Source organism: Polyangiaceae bacterium (genome assembly GCA_015075635.1).
In the GTDB taxonomy this organism is placed as follows: domain Bacteria; phylum Myxococcota_A; class Polyangia; order Polyangiales; family Polyangiaceae; genus JADJKB01.
This window is the reverse complement of the sequence record JABTUA010000001.1, coordinates 998,303-1,013,367: the sequence shown is the minus strand read 5'-3', so window position 1 is coordinate 1,013,367 and position 15,065 is coordinate 998,303. Positions and strand designations below refer to the sequence as shown.

At 70.0% G+C, this 15,065-nt stretch carries 14 protein-coding genes; 12 read left to right on the top strand and 2 right to left on the bottom strand.

Going from position 1 to position 15,065, the window contains the following annotated elements; all coding sequences use genetic code 11:
• The first annotated feature begins 16 nt into the window (after positions 1-16).
• From HS104_04700 to HS104_04670, 7 genes are all read left to right on the top strand, one after another.
• Positions 17-1,498, top strand: a complete 1,482-nt coding sequence (locus HS104_04700) for a hypothetical protein (GenBank protein ID MBE7479278.1) — start codon at positions 17-19, stop codon at positions 1,496-1,498.
• Positions 1,495-2,334, top strand: coding sequence for a YceI family protein (locus HS104_04695; GenBank protein ID MBE7479277.1), 840 nt, complete (start codon positions 1,495-1,497; stop codon positions 2,332-2,334). The genes HS104_04700 and HS104_04695 overlap by 4 nt, the downstream gene beginning before the upstream one ends.
• A 130-nt stretch (positions 2,335-2,464) precedes the next feature.
• Complete coding sequence (locus HS104_04690; protein MBE7479276.1) at positions 2,465-2,827, top strand: hypothetical protein; 363 nt, start codon at positions 2,465-2,467, stop codon at positions 2,825-2,827.
• Between the two features lie 35 nt (positions 2,828-2,862).
• A complete protein-coding gene (locus HS104_04685) occupies positions 2,863-3,708 on the top strand; it encodes a DUF692 domain-containing protein (protein ID MBE7479275.1) in 846 nt (281 codons plus the stop codon).
• Entirely contained in the window at positions 3,692-4,504 is an 813-nt protein-coding gene (locus HS104_04680; protein MBE7479274.1) for a putative DNA-binding domain-containing protein, read from the top strand. The genes HS104_04685 and HS104_04680 overlap by 17 nt, the downstream gene beginning before the upstream one ends.
• Positions 4,505-6,589 (top strand): SUMF1/EgtB/PvdO family nonheme iron enzyme, encoded by a 2,085-nt coding sequence (locus HS104_04675; GenBank protein ID MBE7479273.1) that lies wholly within the window; start codon positions 4,505-4,507, stop codon positions 6,587-6,589.
• 50 nt (positions 6,590-6,639) lie between these two features.
• Positions 6,640-9,123, top strand: a complete 2,484-nt coding sequence (locus HS104_04670) for a hypothetical protein (protein ID MBE7479272.1) — start codon at positions 6,640-6,642, stop codon at positions 9,121-9,123.
• Positions 9,124-9,154: 31 nt separating this feature from the next.
• On the opposite strand, the gene HS104_04665 is transcribed toward HS104_04670, so the two are convergent.
• Positions 9,155-10,786, bottom strand: coding sequence for a L,D-transpeptidase family protein (locus HS104_04665; GenBank protein MBE7479271.1), 1,632 nt, complete (start codon positions 10,784-10,786; stop codon positions 9,155-9,157).
• 104 nt (positions 10,787-10,890) lie between these two features.
• On the opposite strand from HS104_04665, the gene HS104_04660 reads away from it, so the two are divergent.
• Complete coding sequence (locus HS104_04660) at positions 10,891-12,075, top strand: acyl-CoA dehydrogenase family protein (GenBank protein ID MBE7479270.1); 1,185 nt, start codon at positions 10,891-10,893, stop codon at positions 12,073-12,075.
• 108 nt (positions 12,076-12,183) lie between these two features.
• Here HS104_04660 and HS104_04655 read toward each other — a convergent pair whose 3' ends face one another.
• Positions 12,184-12,381, bottom strand: coding sequence for a DUF559 domain-containing protein (locus tag HS104_04655; protein MBE7479269.1), 198 nt, complete (start codon positions 12,379-12,381; stop codon positions 12,184-12,186).
• A gap of 119 nt (positions 12,382-12,500) precedes the next feature.
• Here HS104_04655 and HS104_04650 point away from each other — a divergent pair, with 119 nt between their 5' ends.
• From HS104_04650 to HS104_04635, 4 genes are all read left to right on the top strand, one after another.
• Positions 12,501-12,725, top strand: coding sequence for a hypothetical protein (locus HS104_04650; GenBank protein ID MBE7479268.1), 225 nt, complete (start codon positions 12,501-12,503; stop codon positions 12,723-12,725).
• A gap of 47 nt (positions 12,726-12,772) precedes the next feature.
• Positions 12,773-13,087 carry a hypothetical protein gene (locus HS104_04645; GenBank protein ID MBE7479267.1) on the top strand — a complete coding sequence of 105 codons (315 nt, stop codon included), beginning with the start codon at positions 12,773-12,775 and terminating at the stop codon, positions 13,085-13,087.
• A 281-nt stretch (positions 13,088-13,368) separates the two neighbouring features.
• Positions 13,369-13,740, top strand: coding sequence for a hypothetical protein (locus HS104_04640; GenBank protein MBE7479266.1), 372 nt, complete (start codon positions 13,369-13,371; stop codon positions 13,738-13,740).
• Positions 13,741-14,129: 389 nt separating this feature from the next.
• The gene (locus HS104_04635) at positions 14,130-15,035 is read left to right on the top strand and encodes a hypothetical protein (GenBank protein ID MBE7479265.1); all 906 of its coding nucleotides are present in this window, start codon (positions 14,130-14,132) and stop codon (positions 15,033-15,035) included.
• Positions 15,036-15,065: the final 30 nt, after the last annotated feature.

Here is a 15,065-nt window from a genome sequence, read left to right as displayed (position 1 = left end):
GCAGTATCCTGCCCCCGTGCTCGTCCGCCGCCTGGGAACTGCCGGCGCTCTCGCCGCCCTGCTGACCGCCGCAGCCACTGCGCAGGCTGCGGGTCCGCTCGGGCCGGAGGGCTCGACGATTGCCACCAGCGACTACCGAGTCGATCTCACCCAGGGCGTCGTGCTGGCCGGAACGCGGGTGCTCGGCCTGGCAGGTGCCTACGTCGCCATCGCGGAGGGCGTCGACGGCAACGCACAGAACCCCGTGGCGCCGGCGATGCGCCCAGTCCACTCCTTCGACCACACGGACTACGACCTCGGCTTCGGGCTGACCTTCCCCGCGGCCGTCAGCGGCAACGATCTGTTCAACAGCGGCGACCGCACCAGCGTGTCGGCGTCGCAGTCGGACGCCTTGTTCCTGGATCTCGCCGCAAACCTCCAGCTCGGTCGCTGGGGTGTGGGCGCGTCGATTCACTACACGACGTTCGAGGTCGCCTCGGCGGACGGGCAGAGCCTGGGCCTGAACGCTCGCTTCGGCGGCGTTCGCTTGCAGGTCGCCCGTTCCTGGTTCGACGGACAGTTCCTGCTCGGCCTGGGCAGCCGCGGCACCGGGCTCCTGGTCGAGAACCAGGCTCCGGAGCCCGGTGAGCCCAAGCAGCTGTTCCACATCGAAGGCGCGGCGGCGGAGCTCGGCACGATGTACCGCCCGAACGGAGATCCGTACCGAATCGGCGTCGCCGTCCGGTCCGCGGTGATCACCAACGAGCTCAGCGCGGACGTCCCGAAGGACGCCGCCGGCGACCGCGTCGTCAGCCGCAACGGCATCGACCTGTACCTGCCGAACGAGGTGACGCTGCCCTGGGACATCGACGTGGGGCTCGCCTTGCAGCTCGGGCCGCGCCCGCTCAACCCGCGCTGGGTCGACCCCGACGAGGCCCTGGCGCGGCTGGATCGCTACCTGCGCTGGAAGGAGCTGGAGCGAGCGCGACGGAAGCGGGCGCTCGCCGCCGAGCGTCCCTCCGCCGCGCGCCAAGCGGCCTTGGAAGCGGAGAGCGCCAGCGACGCGGGCCTGGACGAGTTGCACCGCGAGCGGGCGCTCAGGACGTTGCGCGAGCGGCTGCGGCAGCGAGCCAAGGCGATGGAGCGGTTCTACGTCCTGATCTCGACCTCGCTCCTGATCACCGGTCCGGTCAGAAACAGCGTGGGCGTCGAGTCCTTCATCGAGCGCAGGGTGCAGCGCTCGGGGCGGAAGGCGACGTACACGCCTCGCCTGGGAGTCGAAACCGAGGTCGTCCCGCACTGGCTGAAGCTCCGCGCGGGCAGCTACGGCGAGCCCACGCGCTTCGAGTCGCGGGGAGCCAAAGCGCGCTTGCACGGGACCCTGGGCTTCGACCAGAAGCTGTTCCCATGGACCGCGTTCGGGATCTTCGACGAAGACACGGAGTGGCGACTTGCGGCTGCGCTCGACGGAGCGCGCCACTACTTCAGCTGGGGCCTGAGCGTCGGAGTGTGGCGATGAGAGCACGCGCGCTCGGCTGGCTCGTGCTGGCGCTCGGCGCGTGCTCGAAGCCAGAGCCCCCGCCCGTGGAGCGCAAGGAGCCCTGGCTCGCGAACCCGCCGGACGCGGCCGCCGCGATCTCGGCGAAGTACGTGGTGAGCGAGCGCTGCGAAGCCAAGGTCGAGCTCAAGGCCAAAGAAGCTACGCCACGCGGTACGTTCCGCGTCTGCCGTGGCGAGCTCACGGTGAACCTGTCGGATCTGACGGCGAGCCGCGGCACGCTCGCGGTGGACGTAGCCAGCATCGAGATCAAGGGGGATGGCGACGCAGGCCGCAGCGACGAGCGTAGCCAGGATGCGCAGAACTGGCTCGACGTCGGCGCGACCCGCCCCGAGGCTGACCGCGAGCGCCTGCGCTGGGCGGTCTTCACCATCACCTCGCTGACCGACGCGAGCAGCCCGAGCGCTCATGCTGGGCGGCGGGAGCGGGCCGAGCCCGACGCGGAGGAACCGGCAGCGCTGCCCGAAGACGACGCGGGGGCGGAGCGGCGCGCGGAGCGCCGCAGCGTGACCCTGACCGCGAAAGGCCACCTGCTCTTGCATCGCGTGCGCGTCGACGTAGAGGTCCCGATCCGTGTCGCCTTCGACTACGGCGCCCGCCCGACCGCCGACGCGCTGCCGGAGCGGATCGCGCTCACGACTCGGCGTCCGGTGGTGGTCACGCTGGCCGCGCACGACATCAAGCCGCGGGATTCCGCCGGAGTGTTTCAGGCGCAGGGCATGAAGCTCATCGGCACCAAGGTCGGCGCCAACGCCCGAGTGACGCTGTCCGCCACCGCCGCCCTCGTGAAGCCCTGAGCCGAAACCCCACGCCCGCTGGTGCGTAAGTACTTGGGTCAGCGGGGCAAACTGTCCCGGAACCGGACAAAAGCCGGGCCGGCCAGGCCAAAAGCCGCTATCTTTCGCCCCGTCAAGGAGTCCAGAGGAAATGTCGCACAAGCTCTCGTTCACCCACATCGCAGCCACCCTCGCCGCGCTCGGAGCCGTCGCCTGCGGCGGCTCGAGCCCGCCCGCCGAGTCCCCCGTCGAGGCGAAGGAGGTCCCTGCGGCGACGGAGTCCGCGCCCGAAGAGGCCGCGTCGGAAGCGACCGCCGAGCCTGCGGCCGGGGAGAGCGTCGCCACGGAAAAGCCGGCGGGAGAGGAGACGGCCCCGACCGAAGCGGCGCCCGCCGCACCCGCGGCTACCACGACCGCGGCGCCGGCCCCCAAGCCCGCGGCCAAGAAGAAGGCCCCCGCCACCAAGAAGGCCGCCGGAGCCAAGGCGGGTTGCGGCGCCGGCACTTGCGGCTGACCCCTAGGAGCGACGTGCCGGGCGCGGAGCGGAGGCTGACCGGTGTGGGCCTCGGCCTGCGCTGGGAGTTCCTCGAGGAGGTCCTCGACGGGCCCGCGCTCGACGTCGCGTTCTTCGAGGTCTGCCCCGAGAACTACATGCGCCGCGGGGGCTACTACCCCGCCGCGCTCGCGAGCATCGCCGAGCGCTACCCCATCGTGACCCACGGGCTCACGCTGTCGGTGGGCGCGAGCGAGCCACCCGGCGACGACTACCTGACGGAGCTCCGCGCCGAGACGCGCCGCCTCGGCACGCCGTGGCACAGCGACCACCTCTGCCTGTCGAGCGCCGGACCGCGCCTCATGCACGAGCTCATCCCGCTCAAGCAGAGCAGCGCCAACGCACGGCGCGCCGCCGAGCGCCTGCGCCAGACGCGAGACTTCCTCGACCTGCCGATGCTCGTCGAGAACATCACCTGGTACGCCCACCCCGGGCGGCGGGAGCTGCCGGAGGCCGACTTCATCAGCGAGGTGCTCGAGCGCGCCGACGCGGGCCTGCTCCTCGACGTCAACAACGTCTGGGTCAACGCGCAGAACCACGGCTTCGACCCGCGGGAGTTCATCGCGGCGTTGCCGCTCGAGCGCGTGCGCCAGATCCACGTCGCTGGGCACACGCGCACGGAGTCGGGCCTGATCCTCGACACCCACGGCGCGCCGGTGGTCGATCCGGTGATCGAGCTCCTCACGTGGACGCTGGAGCGGGTTGGACCCGTGCCGGTGCTGCTCGAGCGCGACAACCAAGTGCCAGAGCTCGCGGAGCTCTTGGACGAGGTGAGCCGGCTCTCGGCCGCGTACGACCGAGCAATGTCGAAGAAGGAGGCACCGCTTGCCCGAAGCGCTTGAGCTGGCCATGGCGGACCTGGTGTTCGGCCCGGGCTTCGCGCCGGACGACCGCGGCGCGCTCCGCGCGTGGCTCGACCGGAACGGCGTCGACGAAGCGGACGCGCACGCGATCCTGGACGACGGCGCCGAGCGCCTGCTCGTCTACCGGAAGCTCGTCAGGGGCACGCTGCGCGAAGCGGTGGAGTCTGCCATCCCGCGCAGCATGGCGCGCCTCGGGCCGGTGTTCGACGAGTACTTCGATCGCTATCTCGCGGAGCAGGCCCCGCGCTCCCGCTACCTGCGCGACGTCACGACGGAGCTGCTGGAGTTCTGCGCGCCGTTCTGGCCCACCGACGCCCGCGTCCCTGCTTGGGCGATGGATCTCGCGCGCCACGAGGCGGTGCAGATCGCGGTCGCCTCCGAGCTCGCGCGCCCGCCCGGGGCGGAGCCCGGGGAGCTCGCGCTCGGCGCGCCCGTCCGCTTCATCGAGGCCATCCGGCTGATGCGCTACGACCACGCGGTCCATCGGCTGAGCGACGACGTCGACGATCGCACCCCGCCGCTCGCCCAGCCGACCGCGCTCCTGGTCTACCGGAGCCCGGAGCACGAGGTGCGCTACCTGGAGACGAGCCCCCTCGCCGGCCTGGTCCTCGAGCGCCTGCTGGCGGGGGAGCCCCTGGGCGCCGCCATCGAGGCCGCATGCGCCGAAGCGGGACACGCCGTGGACGCTTCGGTACTGGACGGGATGGCCCGGCTGCTCGCAGACTTGGCCGCGCGCGGAGCGCTGCTCGGATCGCTCGAAGCGGAGGAAGCCTAGATGACGGTACGCGACCCCTTGGGCATCGCCGGCGAAATCGTCGCCGACAAATACAAGATCGAGCGCGCCGTGGGCGAAGGCGGCTTCGCCGTCGTCTACCGAGCGGAGCACACGATCTGGAAGAAGCCCGTCGCGATCAAGTTCTTCAGCGAGCTGTCCAGCGTGGCCGTCGATCAGCGCGAGGCGATGCAGCAGGACTTCATCAACGAAGGCGCGCTCCTGACCGAGCTCTCGAGCCAGACGGCGGCGATCGTGCAAGCTCGCGACGTCGGCACCTACACCACGCCGGAGGGCCGCTGGATGCCCTTCATGGTGCTGGAGTGGCTCGAAGGCCGCTCGCTCGAGGACGTCATCGTCTCGGAGGTCAAGGCCGGACACCCGCGCTTCTCGTTGCAGGAGGTGTTGCGCCTGCTCGGCCCGGTCGCTGCGGCGCACGGTCGAGGCATCGCACACCGCGACGTGAAGCCACCGAACATCTTCGTGCTCGGCGACGATCCGCGCCAGGGCTCGGTCACGGTGAAGATCCTCGACTTCGGCGTGGCCAAGATGATCACCGACAACACGCAGATGAAAGCGGCGTTGGCCAAGACCGGCACGAACATCACCTCGTTCACCCCGCAGTACGGCGCTCCCGAGCAGTTCAGCCGGAGCTACGGCGCCACCGGACCCTGGACGGACGTGTTCGCGCTGGCGCTGGTCGCGGTGGAGATGCTGGTGGGCAAACCAGCGCTCGACGGCGAGGATCTGGTACAGCTTGCGTTTTCGGCCGGTCACCCCGAGAAGCGCCCGACGCCGCGCACGCTGGGTGCGGTGGTGAGCGACGAGGTGGAGGCCGTCCTCGCCAAGGCGCTCTCCGTGCAACCTACGGCGCGCTACTCCCGCGCCTCCGAGTTCTGGGCGGCGCTGGAGGCCGCAGCCAGTGGCAGCCGAGCCGCCAGCGCCGAGGCCCTGGGAGCGACCATGGCGATGCCGGACTCCCTGCGCTCCGCCATCACGCCAATCCAACCCGCCAAGACCGAGCCCGCGTTGAACCGGGCCCACTCCGCGGTCACCGTGGATCCCTCCACGCTCACGCCGGCGCCGTCGGCGCCGGGCGCAGCCAAGAGCAAGACCGGGATGATCGCCGCCGGCGTGGTCGCCCTGGCCGCGCTGGGCGGCGTCGCCTTCTTCGCGCTCCGCCCGGACTCCGACAAGCCCACTCGCCCCGCCGCGACCCCCACGGTCAGTGCGGAGCTCGGCGCGCCGGTCGCGAGCGCGCCGGTCACGGCCCCGGCGAAGTCCGACAGCTGCCCCGGAGCCATGTTCAAGATCCCCGCCGGGCAGTTCTACATGGGCTCGGACGACAAGGCGGCCGAGGACAACCAGAAGCCCGCCCACAACGTCTCCCTAGACGGCTTCTGCATGGACTCGACCGAAGTCACGGTCGCGGACTACCAGAAGTGCAGCCAGACGGGCGCCTGCCGGCGGCTCAAGCCGGAGGTCGGCTACGTCAAGATGAAGCCCCACGAAGAGAAGGCCTTCCTCCCGCTCTGCAACATCGACGCGAGCGGGCGCGAGCAGCACCCGATGAACTGCATCTCGTGGCGCGATGCCGACACCTTTTGTCGCAAGAACGACAAGCGGCTGCCGACCGAGGCCGAGTGGGAGTACGCGACGCGGGGCCCCGACGGTCGCGTGTTCCCCTGGGGTGACGACAAGCCCACGGTGGCGCACCTGAACGCCTGCGATCTGGACTGCGTGACCTGGTCGAAGAAGGCGGGCGTGGGCGTGCTGGTGCTGTTCGAGAGCGAGAGCGACGGATTCTCGGCCACGTCACCCGTCGGCAAGTTCCCGAAGGGGGACTCGCGCTTCGGCCCGAAGGACGTGGTGGGAAACGTCTGGGAGTGGGTGGCCGACTTCGAGGGAAGCTACACGGCCGCAGAGCAGAAGAACCCGACCGGTCCGTCGAGCGGCGAGAAGAAGGTGATCCGAGGCGGGTCCTGGAACGGCGCCCGCGAGGAATGGCTGCACCCGAGCTTCCGCTTCGCCGCCGAGCCGGAGCGCCGCCACCCCGCCATCGGCTTCCGCTGCGCGAAGAGCCTGTGAGCGAGCGGGCGCTCGCGAGGTTCCACGATGTGCTCTAGACTTCCCGGTCGATGAGCAGGAGCCCGCTGGATCATCCTCGGCTCGCGGTCATCGACCGCAAGCTCGACTCGGGCGAGCTCGACGAAGCGCAGCACCTGCTCGCCCAGCTCGGGGACAACTACTTCTTCCGTCACGCCACGACCTACCTCGCTTCTCGACTGCTCTACCTGCGCGGCACGCTGGACGAGGAGAGCCTGATCGAGCGTCTGGTGCGCGTCCTGAACGAGACGCACGACTTCCCGGAGGCGGAAGCGCTGCTCGCGCAGGCAAAGGCCGGGACCTTGGTCAAGCAGGCGCCGGTGCCGCGGAGCTCGCGGCCGCCGCCCGCATCGCTCGGCAGTCAGCCGCCGGGACCCGAGATCGAGATCGCCTTCGGGTCTCGTCATCTCCCCGAGCGCCCGCGACTCGGTACCCCGGAGATCCCCCGGGCGGGACGCGTGCCTGACGTCGCTCACGAGGCCAAGGCGGCCCGCCCGGGGTCGATCCCGGACCTGGAGATAGCCGGGGCACCCCCGCCGGGCTTCGCGGCGGAGGCAGCGCCCGCCCGACGGACGCCGGCGAGGCCAGCGGCGCCACCAGCTGGACCGCGGGAGGAGAGCCTGCAGCTGACCGAGCGTGCGCCCGTGCGCGCGCGGGACTCAGAGCCCATCGCCGGCGCCCGATACTCGTCGACGCCCAGCGCCTCCGAGGCGGTCTCGCTGCGCAAGAAGAGCACGGGCCCGGGACGGCCGGCGGGCTCGAGCTCGCCGGCAGCCCGCCGGCAGTACACCGAGCCCATCATCGGTACCGAACCCCCAGCGCCGGCCGAGCGCGCCAGCTTGTTCGAGGTGGCGGGGCTTCTCGACGCGGGCAGAGCTGACGAAGCGCTGAACGTGCTCGCGACGCGCGGCGATCCGGCGGAGCCGGACCACGCTTTGCTCAAAGCCCGCGCTCTTGCCCGAGCCGGGCGAGGCGCGGAAGCCGTCGAGGTCGCGCGACGCCTGGGCGCTGCGCCACTCCTCGAGCCGACCATCCGCGCCGGCGTGGCCCGCCTGGCGCTCGAGCTGGGCGAGGTCGATTTCGGGCTCGAACAGGCTGCTCGGGCCCACGAGGAAGATCCGATCCAGCCGACGATCCGCCTGACCTACGCCTGGGCGGCCCTGCGCCGCGCTCGGCGCAGCGCGGATCCGGAGCTGGTGTCGTACGCCTCGCTGGCGCTCCGGGAGCTGGTGGGCGACGGCGGTCCGCACGAGGGTCTGCTGCTCGGCCTGCGAGCCTGCGTCGAGGCGCACTCCGGCGACGCGCTGCGCGCGCTTCGGCTCGCCGAACGCGCCATCGCTCTCGAGCCGAGCGCAGACGCCTACGCAGCGCTGGCCATGGCCGCAGCGAGGCTCGGTCGGCCCGACGACGTGAAGCGCGCGAGCGCCTTGCTCCGGGACAAGAGCCCGGCCGAGGCGGCCGCCCTCGGGGCGAGCCTCGAGGCCCACGGCGAGGAGCTGTTCGAGCTCGTCACCAAGCCCGAGAGCATCTACGCCCCGGCGGCCAGCCCGGACACGGAGGCGTCGAGCTTGTGGGGCCCGCTCGAGATGGCGGTCGTACAGGGCCACTGGAGACAAGCATTCGAGACCTTCGCCCAGCTCGGGGCCGACACGCTCTCGCAAGTCTCGGCCGCGACGCGGCACGAGCCGCCGGCACTGGCCGCAGTGGCTGCCAGCTTTCTCACCGTGGCTCCGATTTCCCGCGACCTCGCGCCGTTCGATCAGACGCCCTGGAGCCTGCTGCGCATCGCCGACCTGTTCGCGCTGCTGTCGCGCGGTGCAGCCGAGGTCGCCATCGACCACCCGCTGGCGACGTTGATCGGAGCCTACGTCGGCGAATCGCTGCGACTCTGCTACCGCGCCCGCTGGTCAGGCACTCTCGACGACCCCGCGTCCCGCGAGGTCACCGGCGAGCAGGGCGCCTTTCGCCCCTTCGCGCTGGTGCTCGCCGCGCTCGCCGGAAGAGGGGACTTGTCGGCAGCGGCGAGCCGCGCGGAAGCGGTGGCGAGCGACAAGACCGTGTTGCCACACCTCCCCGCAGTGACGCCGCTCTGCCCCTGGGATCCGGCGCAGTGGCCGGCGCCTTCGCGCCTCCCTCACTACGCCGTCGCGCTCGAGCGTTCGGTGATCTCGGTCTTGTGCGCCGAGCGCACCGGAAGCGGGCTGGACGGCTCGATGGCCAGCCTGAACGCGCTGGACGAGCACGTCGAGAGAATCGCGCCAAAGCGCGCGCCCCTTCACGCAGACACGCGCTGGGCGCGCCGCGCCACGGTGCTGCTCGGCGCCTACCTGGGCGAGGTGCTCAGGCGGGAGACCGGCGCCGACTGGTCGAAGCGGGACAGCCTGGAGCTGGGACCCACGAGCTATCGCCTGGTGCTCCCCTCCGGTCGCGAGGCCTGGCCGATGGAGCACGTCTTCGCGCGGCTGACCGCCGGGGCGGTGTCGCTGCACGAATACGCGCTCCGGATCGATCGCTGAGCGCGCGGCTCGGACGGCGGCGAGTGTCGCGTCAGGGGTGAATGTGGACCAGCGTGCCTTGGCGCAGGCTCATCGCGCCGTGCCAGCCCTGCGGAACCGGCGGATCGGTCCAGTGAAACAGCCAGCGCGCGTCGAGGGGCGACAGGTTCACGCAGCCGTGGCTGCGCGGGCGACCGAACGAGTCGTGCCAGTACGCCGCGTGGAACGCGTAGCCGGCCTGGAAGTACTGCACGTACGGCACGTCGCGCAAATCGAACTCGTCTCCGAGCTCGTCGCCGCTCATGGTGGCGGTCACGTGCTTGGTGTGAATCAGAAACTGCCCGCGCACCGTGGAATGAGTCTCCTTGGGGTCGCCGAGGCCGTCGGCCCCGGTCGAGACCAGCGTCACGTACACGGGCTTCTGGCCCTCGTAGGCCACCAGGACTTGCTTCAGAATCGACACGTCGACCCAGGTGCGGCCGTCGGTTGCCCAGCCTGGCCGATTCCGCATCGGCTCGACGCGCACCAGGTGGTCCTCTCGGAGCCACTCGCCGCTCTTGGTCTGGGCGTAGCCGACTCCGTTCCTCCGAACGCGCAAGGGCGTGACCGCCAGCGCCTCGCGGTACCCGAGCGGGCGCACGGGCACGAGCCCCGTCGAGCGCGGATCGCCGGAGTAGAGCTGCGCCCCTTTGGTCATGACGAACACCACCGGCAGAGTGGTCTCGGCGTCGAGGGAGAGGCCGTGGAACGCACTCGGCGCGACCCGACGCATGCGGTCGAGCGGGACCACGTCGAGATCCACGCTGAGACCGAAGCGGCGCCCCTCGTGCTCGAAGAAGTCGAGGAACGCGAAGCCGCTCTTGGGCACGGCGCGCCCCAGGTACAAGCTGCCAGACGAGTGGCGCACGCCGTTCCAGCTCATCACCTGCCGGCCGCCGGCGATCAGGTCGGGGATGGGCTCGAATGGCACGTCGTCCCAAGCCGGATCGGGCTTCCTTCGCGCGTGGTGCACCAGGTCCTGCTCGACCAGACCCTGCTCCTTCGGGCTCGGGACCTTGGTGTAGAACGGTGGCGTCGGGAACGCCGACATGCCGTAGGCGTAGGGCAGCGCGGCGTGGCGATCCGGGCGCCGCGCCGAGGCCGTCACCAGCGGGTGATTGACGTCGAGGGTCGCGTTCTTGCCCACGCACACGAAGCCCTGAGGCGCGATGCGGTACCAGCCACCCGCGCAGCCGCCGTCGCCCACCGGCTCGGGCGAGCGCTTCACGATCGCTCCGCCGCGCAGGTACCCTATCTTCTTCGCGCGCCAGCTCGGCGACGCGTAGACGAAGGTCTCTTTGCTCGTGGCGGCGAGGGCGAGCTCGGCGTCCACGCTTGCCTCGGGTCCGGGCGCGGCGGCCTCGCTCCCGCCCTCCTCCGCCTCGGCGGGCTCGGCGAGCACGTCGCCGGTCTCGAAGCTCGCCGGCTGGGTCTCGCCGTTCGGGTCGCCTCCCGGCGTGGGCGCCGCCTCCGGCAATGGTCGCTCGGGAACCCGCGAGGCGGCGACCTGCACGAAGCGCCGGGCCCGCGGCATCTGCCTCGAGAGGGCGCTTCGAGCTCCGAGCACGCTCTCCACCTCGCAGCTGGCGAAGGAGAGGCCGAGCAGGGCCACCGAGAGTCGGGCGAAGCGGGTGGCGAGGGCCATGGCTCTTCCGCCGTCGCTAGCGGTCCTGTGCGGGTTTGGCCCAGTTTCCTGCGGGTCCATGCTCGAGGCTCCCCTCGCCCATCCGCCGTGATAGACCGCCGCGCATGGCCACCGACCCCGTGACACTGGACCAGCTGAGTGCCCTCGACGCCCACCTGACCGAGGACGAGATCATGGTGCGCGACGCCGTGCGCCGCTTCGTGCGCGAGCGCTACCTGCCGCGGGCCGGCCAGCTCTTCGAGGAGGAGCAGTTCCCCACCGATCTGATCCCCGAGATAGCCGAGATGGGCCTGCTCGGTGCCGGCCTGAAGGGCTACGGCTGCGCGGGCATGAGCCCGGTGCAATACGGGCTCATCCTGCAGGAGCTCGAGTACGGCGACAGCGGCCTGCGCAGCTTCGTCAGCGTCCAGGGCTCCCTCGCCATGTACTCGATCTGGGCCTACGGCAGCGAGGACCAGAAACAGAAGTACTTACCGAAGATGGCCAAGGCCGAGCTGATCGGCTGCTTCGGGCTGACCGAGCCGGACAGCGGCTCCGACCCGGGCTCGATGACCACGCGCGCGCGCAAAGACGGCAACGAGTGGGTGCTCAGCGGCACCAAGATGTGGATCACCAACTCGCCCCTTGCGCACCTCGCGATCGTGTGGGCGAAGGTGGAGGACGGCGGTCCCGAGTCGATCCGCGGCTTCATCGTCGAGCGCGGCGCGAAGGGCTTCGAGACCCCGAAGATCCACGGCAAGATGAGCCTGCGCGCCAGCGAGACGGGCGAAATCGTGCTGGACGAGTGCCGCGTGCCGGAGGCGAACATGCTGCCGAACGGCCAGGGCCTCAAGGCGCCGCTCGGCTGCCTGACCCAGGCTCGCTTCGGCATCGCCTGGGGCGCCCTGGGCGCCGCCAAGGCCTGCTTCGACTCGACGGTGAGCTACGCCCGCACCCGCGTGCAGTTCGGCGTGCCCATCGCGTCGAAGCAGCTGATCCAGGAGCAGTTCGCCGAGATGGGCAGCGAGATCATCAAGGGGGACATCCTGGCCCTGCACTTCGCCCGGCTGAAGGAGAAGCACGGCAAGCTCCGCCCCGATCAGGTCTCGCTCTGCAAGCGCAACAACGTGCGCGTGGCGCTCGAGACCGCCCGCGCCTGCCGCGGCATCCTGGGCGGCAACGGCATCCTGCTCGAGTACCCCGCCATCCGCCACATGCTGAACCTGGAGAGCGTCTACACCTACGAAGGCACGCACGAGGTGCACACTTTGGTGCTGGGCATGGCGTTCACGGGGATCAACGCGTTCTGACAGAGTTGCGCCACGACGCCACGACGCCACGATGCCACGAAAGAAGAAGAAGTTCTTGTCTCAGAGGCAGAGGAGCGACCGCGCGCCTCAGCCCACGAGCGCGTCCCTCTATTGCTGGAGCGCGGCCGGCAGCGCAGAGAGCACGAGCTCCGCGTCGAGCCGGAGCACGCGGTAGCCGAGGCGGCCGAGCTTCCGCTCGCGCCGCGAGTCCGCTGCGCGTCGCCGCTGGTGGTATGCGCCATCGACCTCGATGATCAGTTTCGCCGAGGGCACCAGGAAGTCGACGATGTGATCGCCGAGCACCACCTGCCGGCGGACCTCGACCCCGAGCTTGCAGCCCCGCAGCCACAGCGCGTGCCAGGGTTGACACGGTGGATCCGTTTGCTACTACCCAAGGTAGGATTCTGTTCCTACTAGGAGTAGTCATGGCCGCGACCGAGAAGCTGAGTCTGTCCATCGGCGCCGAGCAGGCCAAGTGGGTCCGGTCCCGCGCCAAGCGCAAGAAGAAGAGCGTTTCTGCCATCGTGACGGAGGCGCTGGCGACAGTCGCCCAGATCGAAGCGCGACGTGAGTTCCTGTCAAAGCTCGACGCCGACGAGCTCGCGACCGACGCCGAGGCGGCCGAGATCCGAAGACAATGGTGGGGCTGACGCTGGACACCGGTGCGCTGCTCGCTCTGGAGAGGAGGCGACAGCGGATGCGCAAGGTCATCGACGTCGCGACCCGAGACGCTGTCCCGATCACGGTCCCGGTCGTCGTCCTGGCGGAATGGTGGAGAGGTCGTAGCGACCTGCGTGACCTGATTCGGCGCATGGTCACGATCGAGCCCATGCAGGAAACTCTCGCTTTGGCCGCGGGCGAGGCACTAGCGGCCGTCCGCGGCGCGACTCTCGCCGACGCGGTCGTGATGGCGTCGGCCGCGCAGCGCGGCGACATCGTGTACACGTCCGACGTGGGCGACTTCCTGCGGCTCCAGGCCTTCTTCCCCGCAGTGCGCGTGCTGGCCGCGTGAGCGACCGCACCCGGGGACACTGGAGCCTCACGACGCCGAGCAAGGGTCTCGCGACCTGCTCCGGCCAGCGCTCGACGTCTGCCGCCTGGGAGCAGCTCCTTCTGCTCGGACGAGCGCCCGTCTCCCGGAATGACACCGCAGAAACGGACATACATTCAGCTGGTTACGCGCGTTGAGCCGATTCCATGTCCTGCGGCCATGTAGGTTAGGAAACGCTTCCATGCCCCCGCCGGTCTCGCTCGTAGCCCTGCCGCACCTGCGCCTGCTCGAGCGACCTGGCGATGCAGGCTTACGCGCAGGCCGCCAAATTCACCGGTCCGCTGAGCAGCAAGGCACTCATCGGTATGCACGTGCAGCCGGGTGGGGGGGGAAGCCTCGGCAACGCGACGGCATCTCTCACGCCGAGCGCGGGTGTGGAGGGCCCGGTGTACTTCAACACGTCGCACCTCCCTGACCCGACTCTCACGACGACGTCGAACACTCAGGGTGGCATCATCTTCGAGGTCGAGCCGGGCGACTATGAAGCAAGCGTCGCTCACCCGACGCTGAATTGCGCTCCGCAGAGCATCTTCTGGGTCGGCAAGGACGCCGCGCACGCGAAGATCCACGCGGTCGCCGGCTACCTCACGGTGGTGGTCTTCAGCTGTTATTGAGCGTGGCGCCGCGGGTGAGAGGACTTCGCGGGCGAGGGCCAGCCTCCGCGCGTGTCAGTCAAGGTTCGGCATGCCAACGTCTCGCCGAAGCGATGGCGTTGCCACTTCGGACGAACGCGTCCCCCTAGCCGCGTGAGCGCGAGCAGCGACATGACGCCGCCGGAGGTCGTGGCCGGGCGCGGGGCTGCACTGACAGTGGCGTACGGCTCAGGCCTTCCCGATCGCCATCAGCTTCAGCTGTCAGCCCACGAACGCGAAGTGGTTCAGCTTGACCCCAGGCGCCGCGACCGGCGCAAACTGGAGCAAGGGCGGCGGAGCGCCGACGGGGAGCATTACCGCCTAAACGCCCCGGCACTTGGGCGGTAGAAACCCGGGTGTATCCTCGCCTGATGCGCACTTCTTTGCTCGGATTGCTCCTCTTGGTGAGCTGCCGTTCGACGGACCAGAACGTCCCAGCTACGAGTGCGCCGCCCGCGTCCCCGGTCCCGGTTGCGAGCAGCGCTCCGCTTCCCACGACGAAGAAGCCTCCGACCAAGATCGACGAGCTGTTCCAGCGCTACGAGGAGAAGCTGCCCGCGCCCGCGACGCTCTCCGAAGGGAACGGGGTGACGATGGTCTGCCCGAAGCACGGGCACGCGACCTACACGCTACTCCGCGCCACCGCGGACAAGGTTCCGATCCCGAACGACGCCGCACTCCTCGATCTGGTCCCGTGGCTCCGTCACGCAGACGCCTGCATTCGCCAGATCGCCCTCGACGCGCTCGTGTCGAAGATCGCCTTCGCTCACGACCGACTCGTGATCCCCAACATGCACGAGCTGGATCATCACCTGTATCACCAGATCTTCGTGGCCTTCGTTGCGTACCTCGAGCAGAAGCACGTCGCCTACGCGCCCGCTTCGTTCGAAGGCATGATGCTGGACGTGAAGGACGCGGACTTCGCGCCGCTCATTCAGGGCGACTGGGCAGAGGACGCCAGCGCGGGCAAGAACTTCCGCACGTTCGTGAAGCTCGAGGGCAGGAAGCTGGTCGTCACCAGCCACCGCGTGCACGCCGACCCGAACTGGCCCGACCACACCATCACTTCCGAGACCAAGGAAGCGCGGGTGAACGACCAGAAGCAATTCGTCGTCACGGGCCTCTGGCGCGTCGAATCCAACGCCAGAGGGTACGAGGGCAAGAAGGTGGAGCCTTCGGACTTCACCTACACGTTCTGGCCGGTGTCCCGGGACATCGTCTGGTTCGACGAAGGACGCCGGAACAACTGGGTGAAGCTGGTGCGCGCGAAGAAGTGAGGGCAGATCCCCGCGCTGGCGGCGACCACG

Coding starts and splice junctions, on each gene's coding strand:
- HS104_04695 (MBE7479277.1), top strand. CDS start 1,495: ATGAGAGCACGCGCGCTCGGCTGGCTCGTGCTGGCGCTCGGCGCGTGC.
- HS104_04690 (MBE7479276.1), top strand. CDS start 2,465: ATGTCGCACAAGCTCTCGTTCACCCACATCGCAGCCACCCTCGCCGCG.
- HS104_04675 (MBE7479273.1), top strand. CDS start 4,505: ATGACGGTACGCGACCCCTTGGGCATCGCCGGCGAAATCGTCGCCGAC.
- HS104_04670 (MBE7479272.1), top strand. CDS start 6,640: ATGAGCAGGAGCCCGCTGGATCATCCTCGGCTCGCGGTCATCGACCGC.
- HS104_04665 (MBE7479271.1), bottom strand. CDS start 10,786: ATGGCCCTCGCCACCCGCTTCGCCCGACTCTCGGTGGCCCTGCTCGGC.
- HS104_04660 (MBE7479270.1), top strand. CDS start 10,891: ATGGCCACCGACCCCGTGACACTGGACCAGCTGAGTGCCCTCGACGCC.
- HS104_04650 (MBE7479268.1), top strand. CDS start 12,501: ATGGCCGCGACCGAGAAGCTGAGTCTGTCCATCGGCGCCGAGCAGGCC.
- HS104_04645 (MBE7479267.1), top strand. CDS start 12,773: ATGCGCAAGGTCATCGACGTCGCGACCCGAGACGCTGTCCCGATCACG.
- HS104_04640 (MBE7479266.1), top strand. CDS start 13,369: ATGCAGGCTTACGCGCAGGCCGCCAAATTCACCGGTCCGCTGAGCAGC.
- HS104_04635 (MBE7479265.1), top strand. CDS start 14,130: ATGCGCACTTCTTTGCTCGGATTGCTCCTCTTGGTGAGCTGCCGTTCG.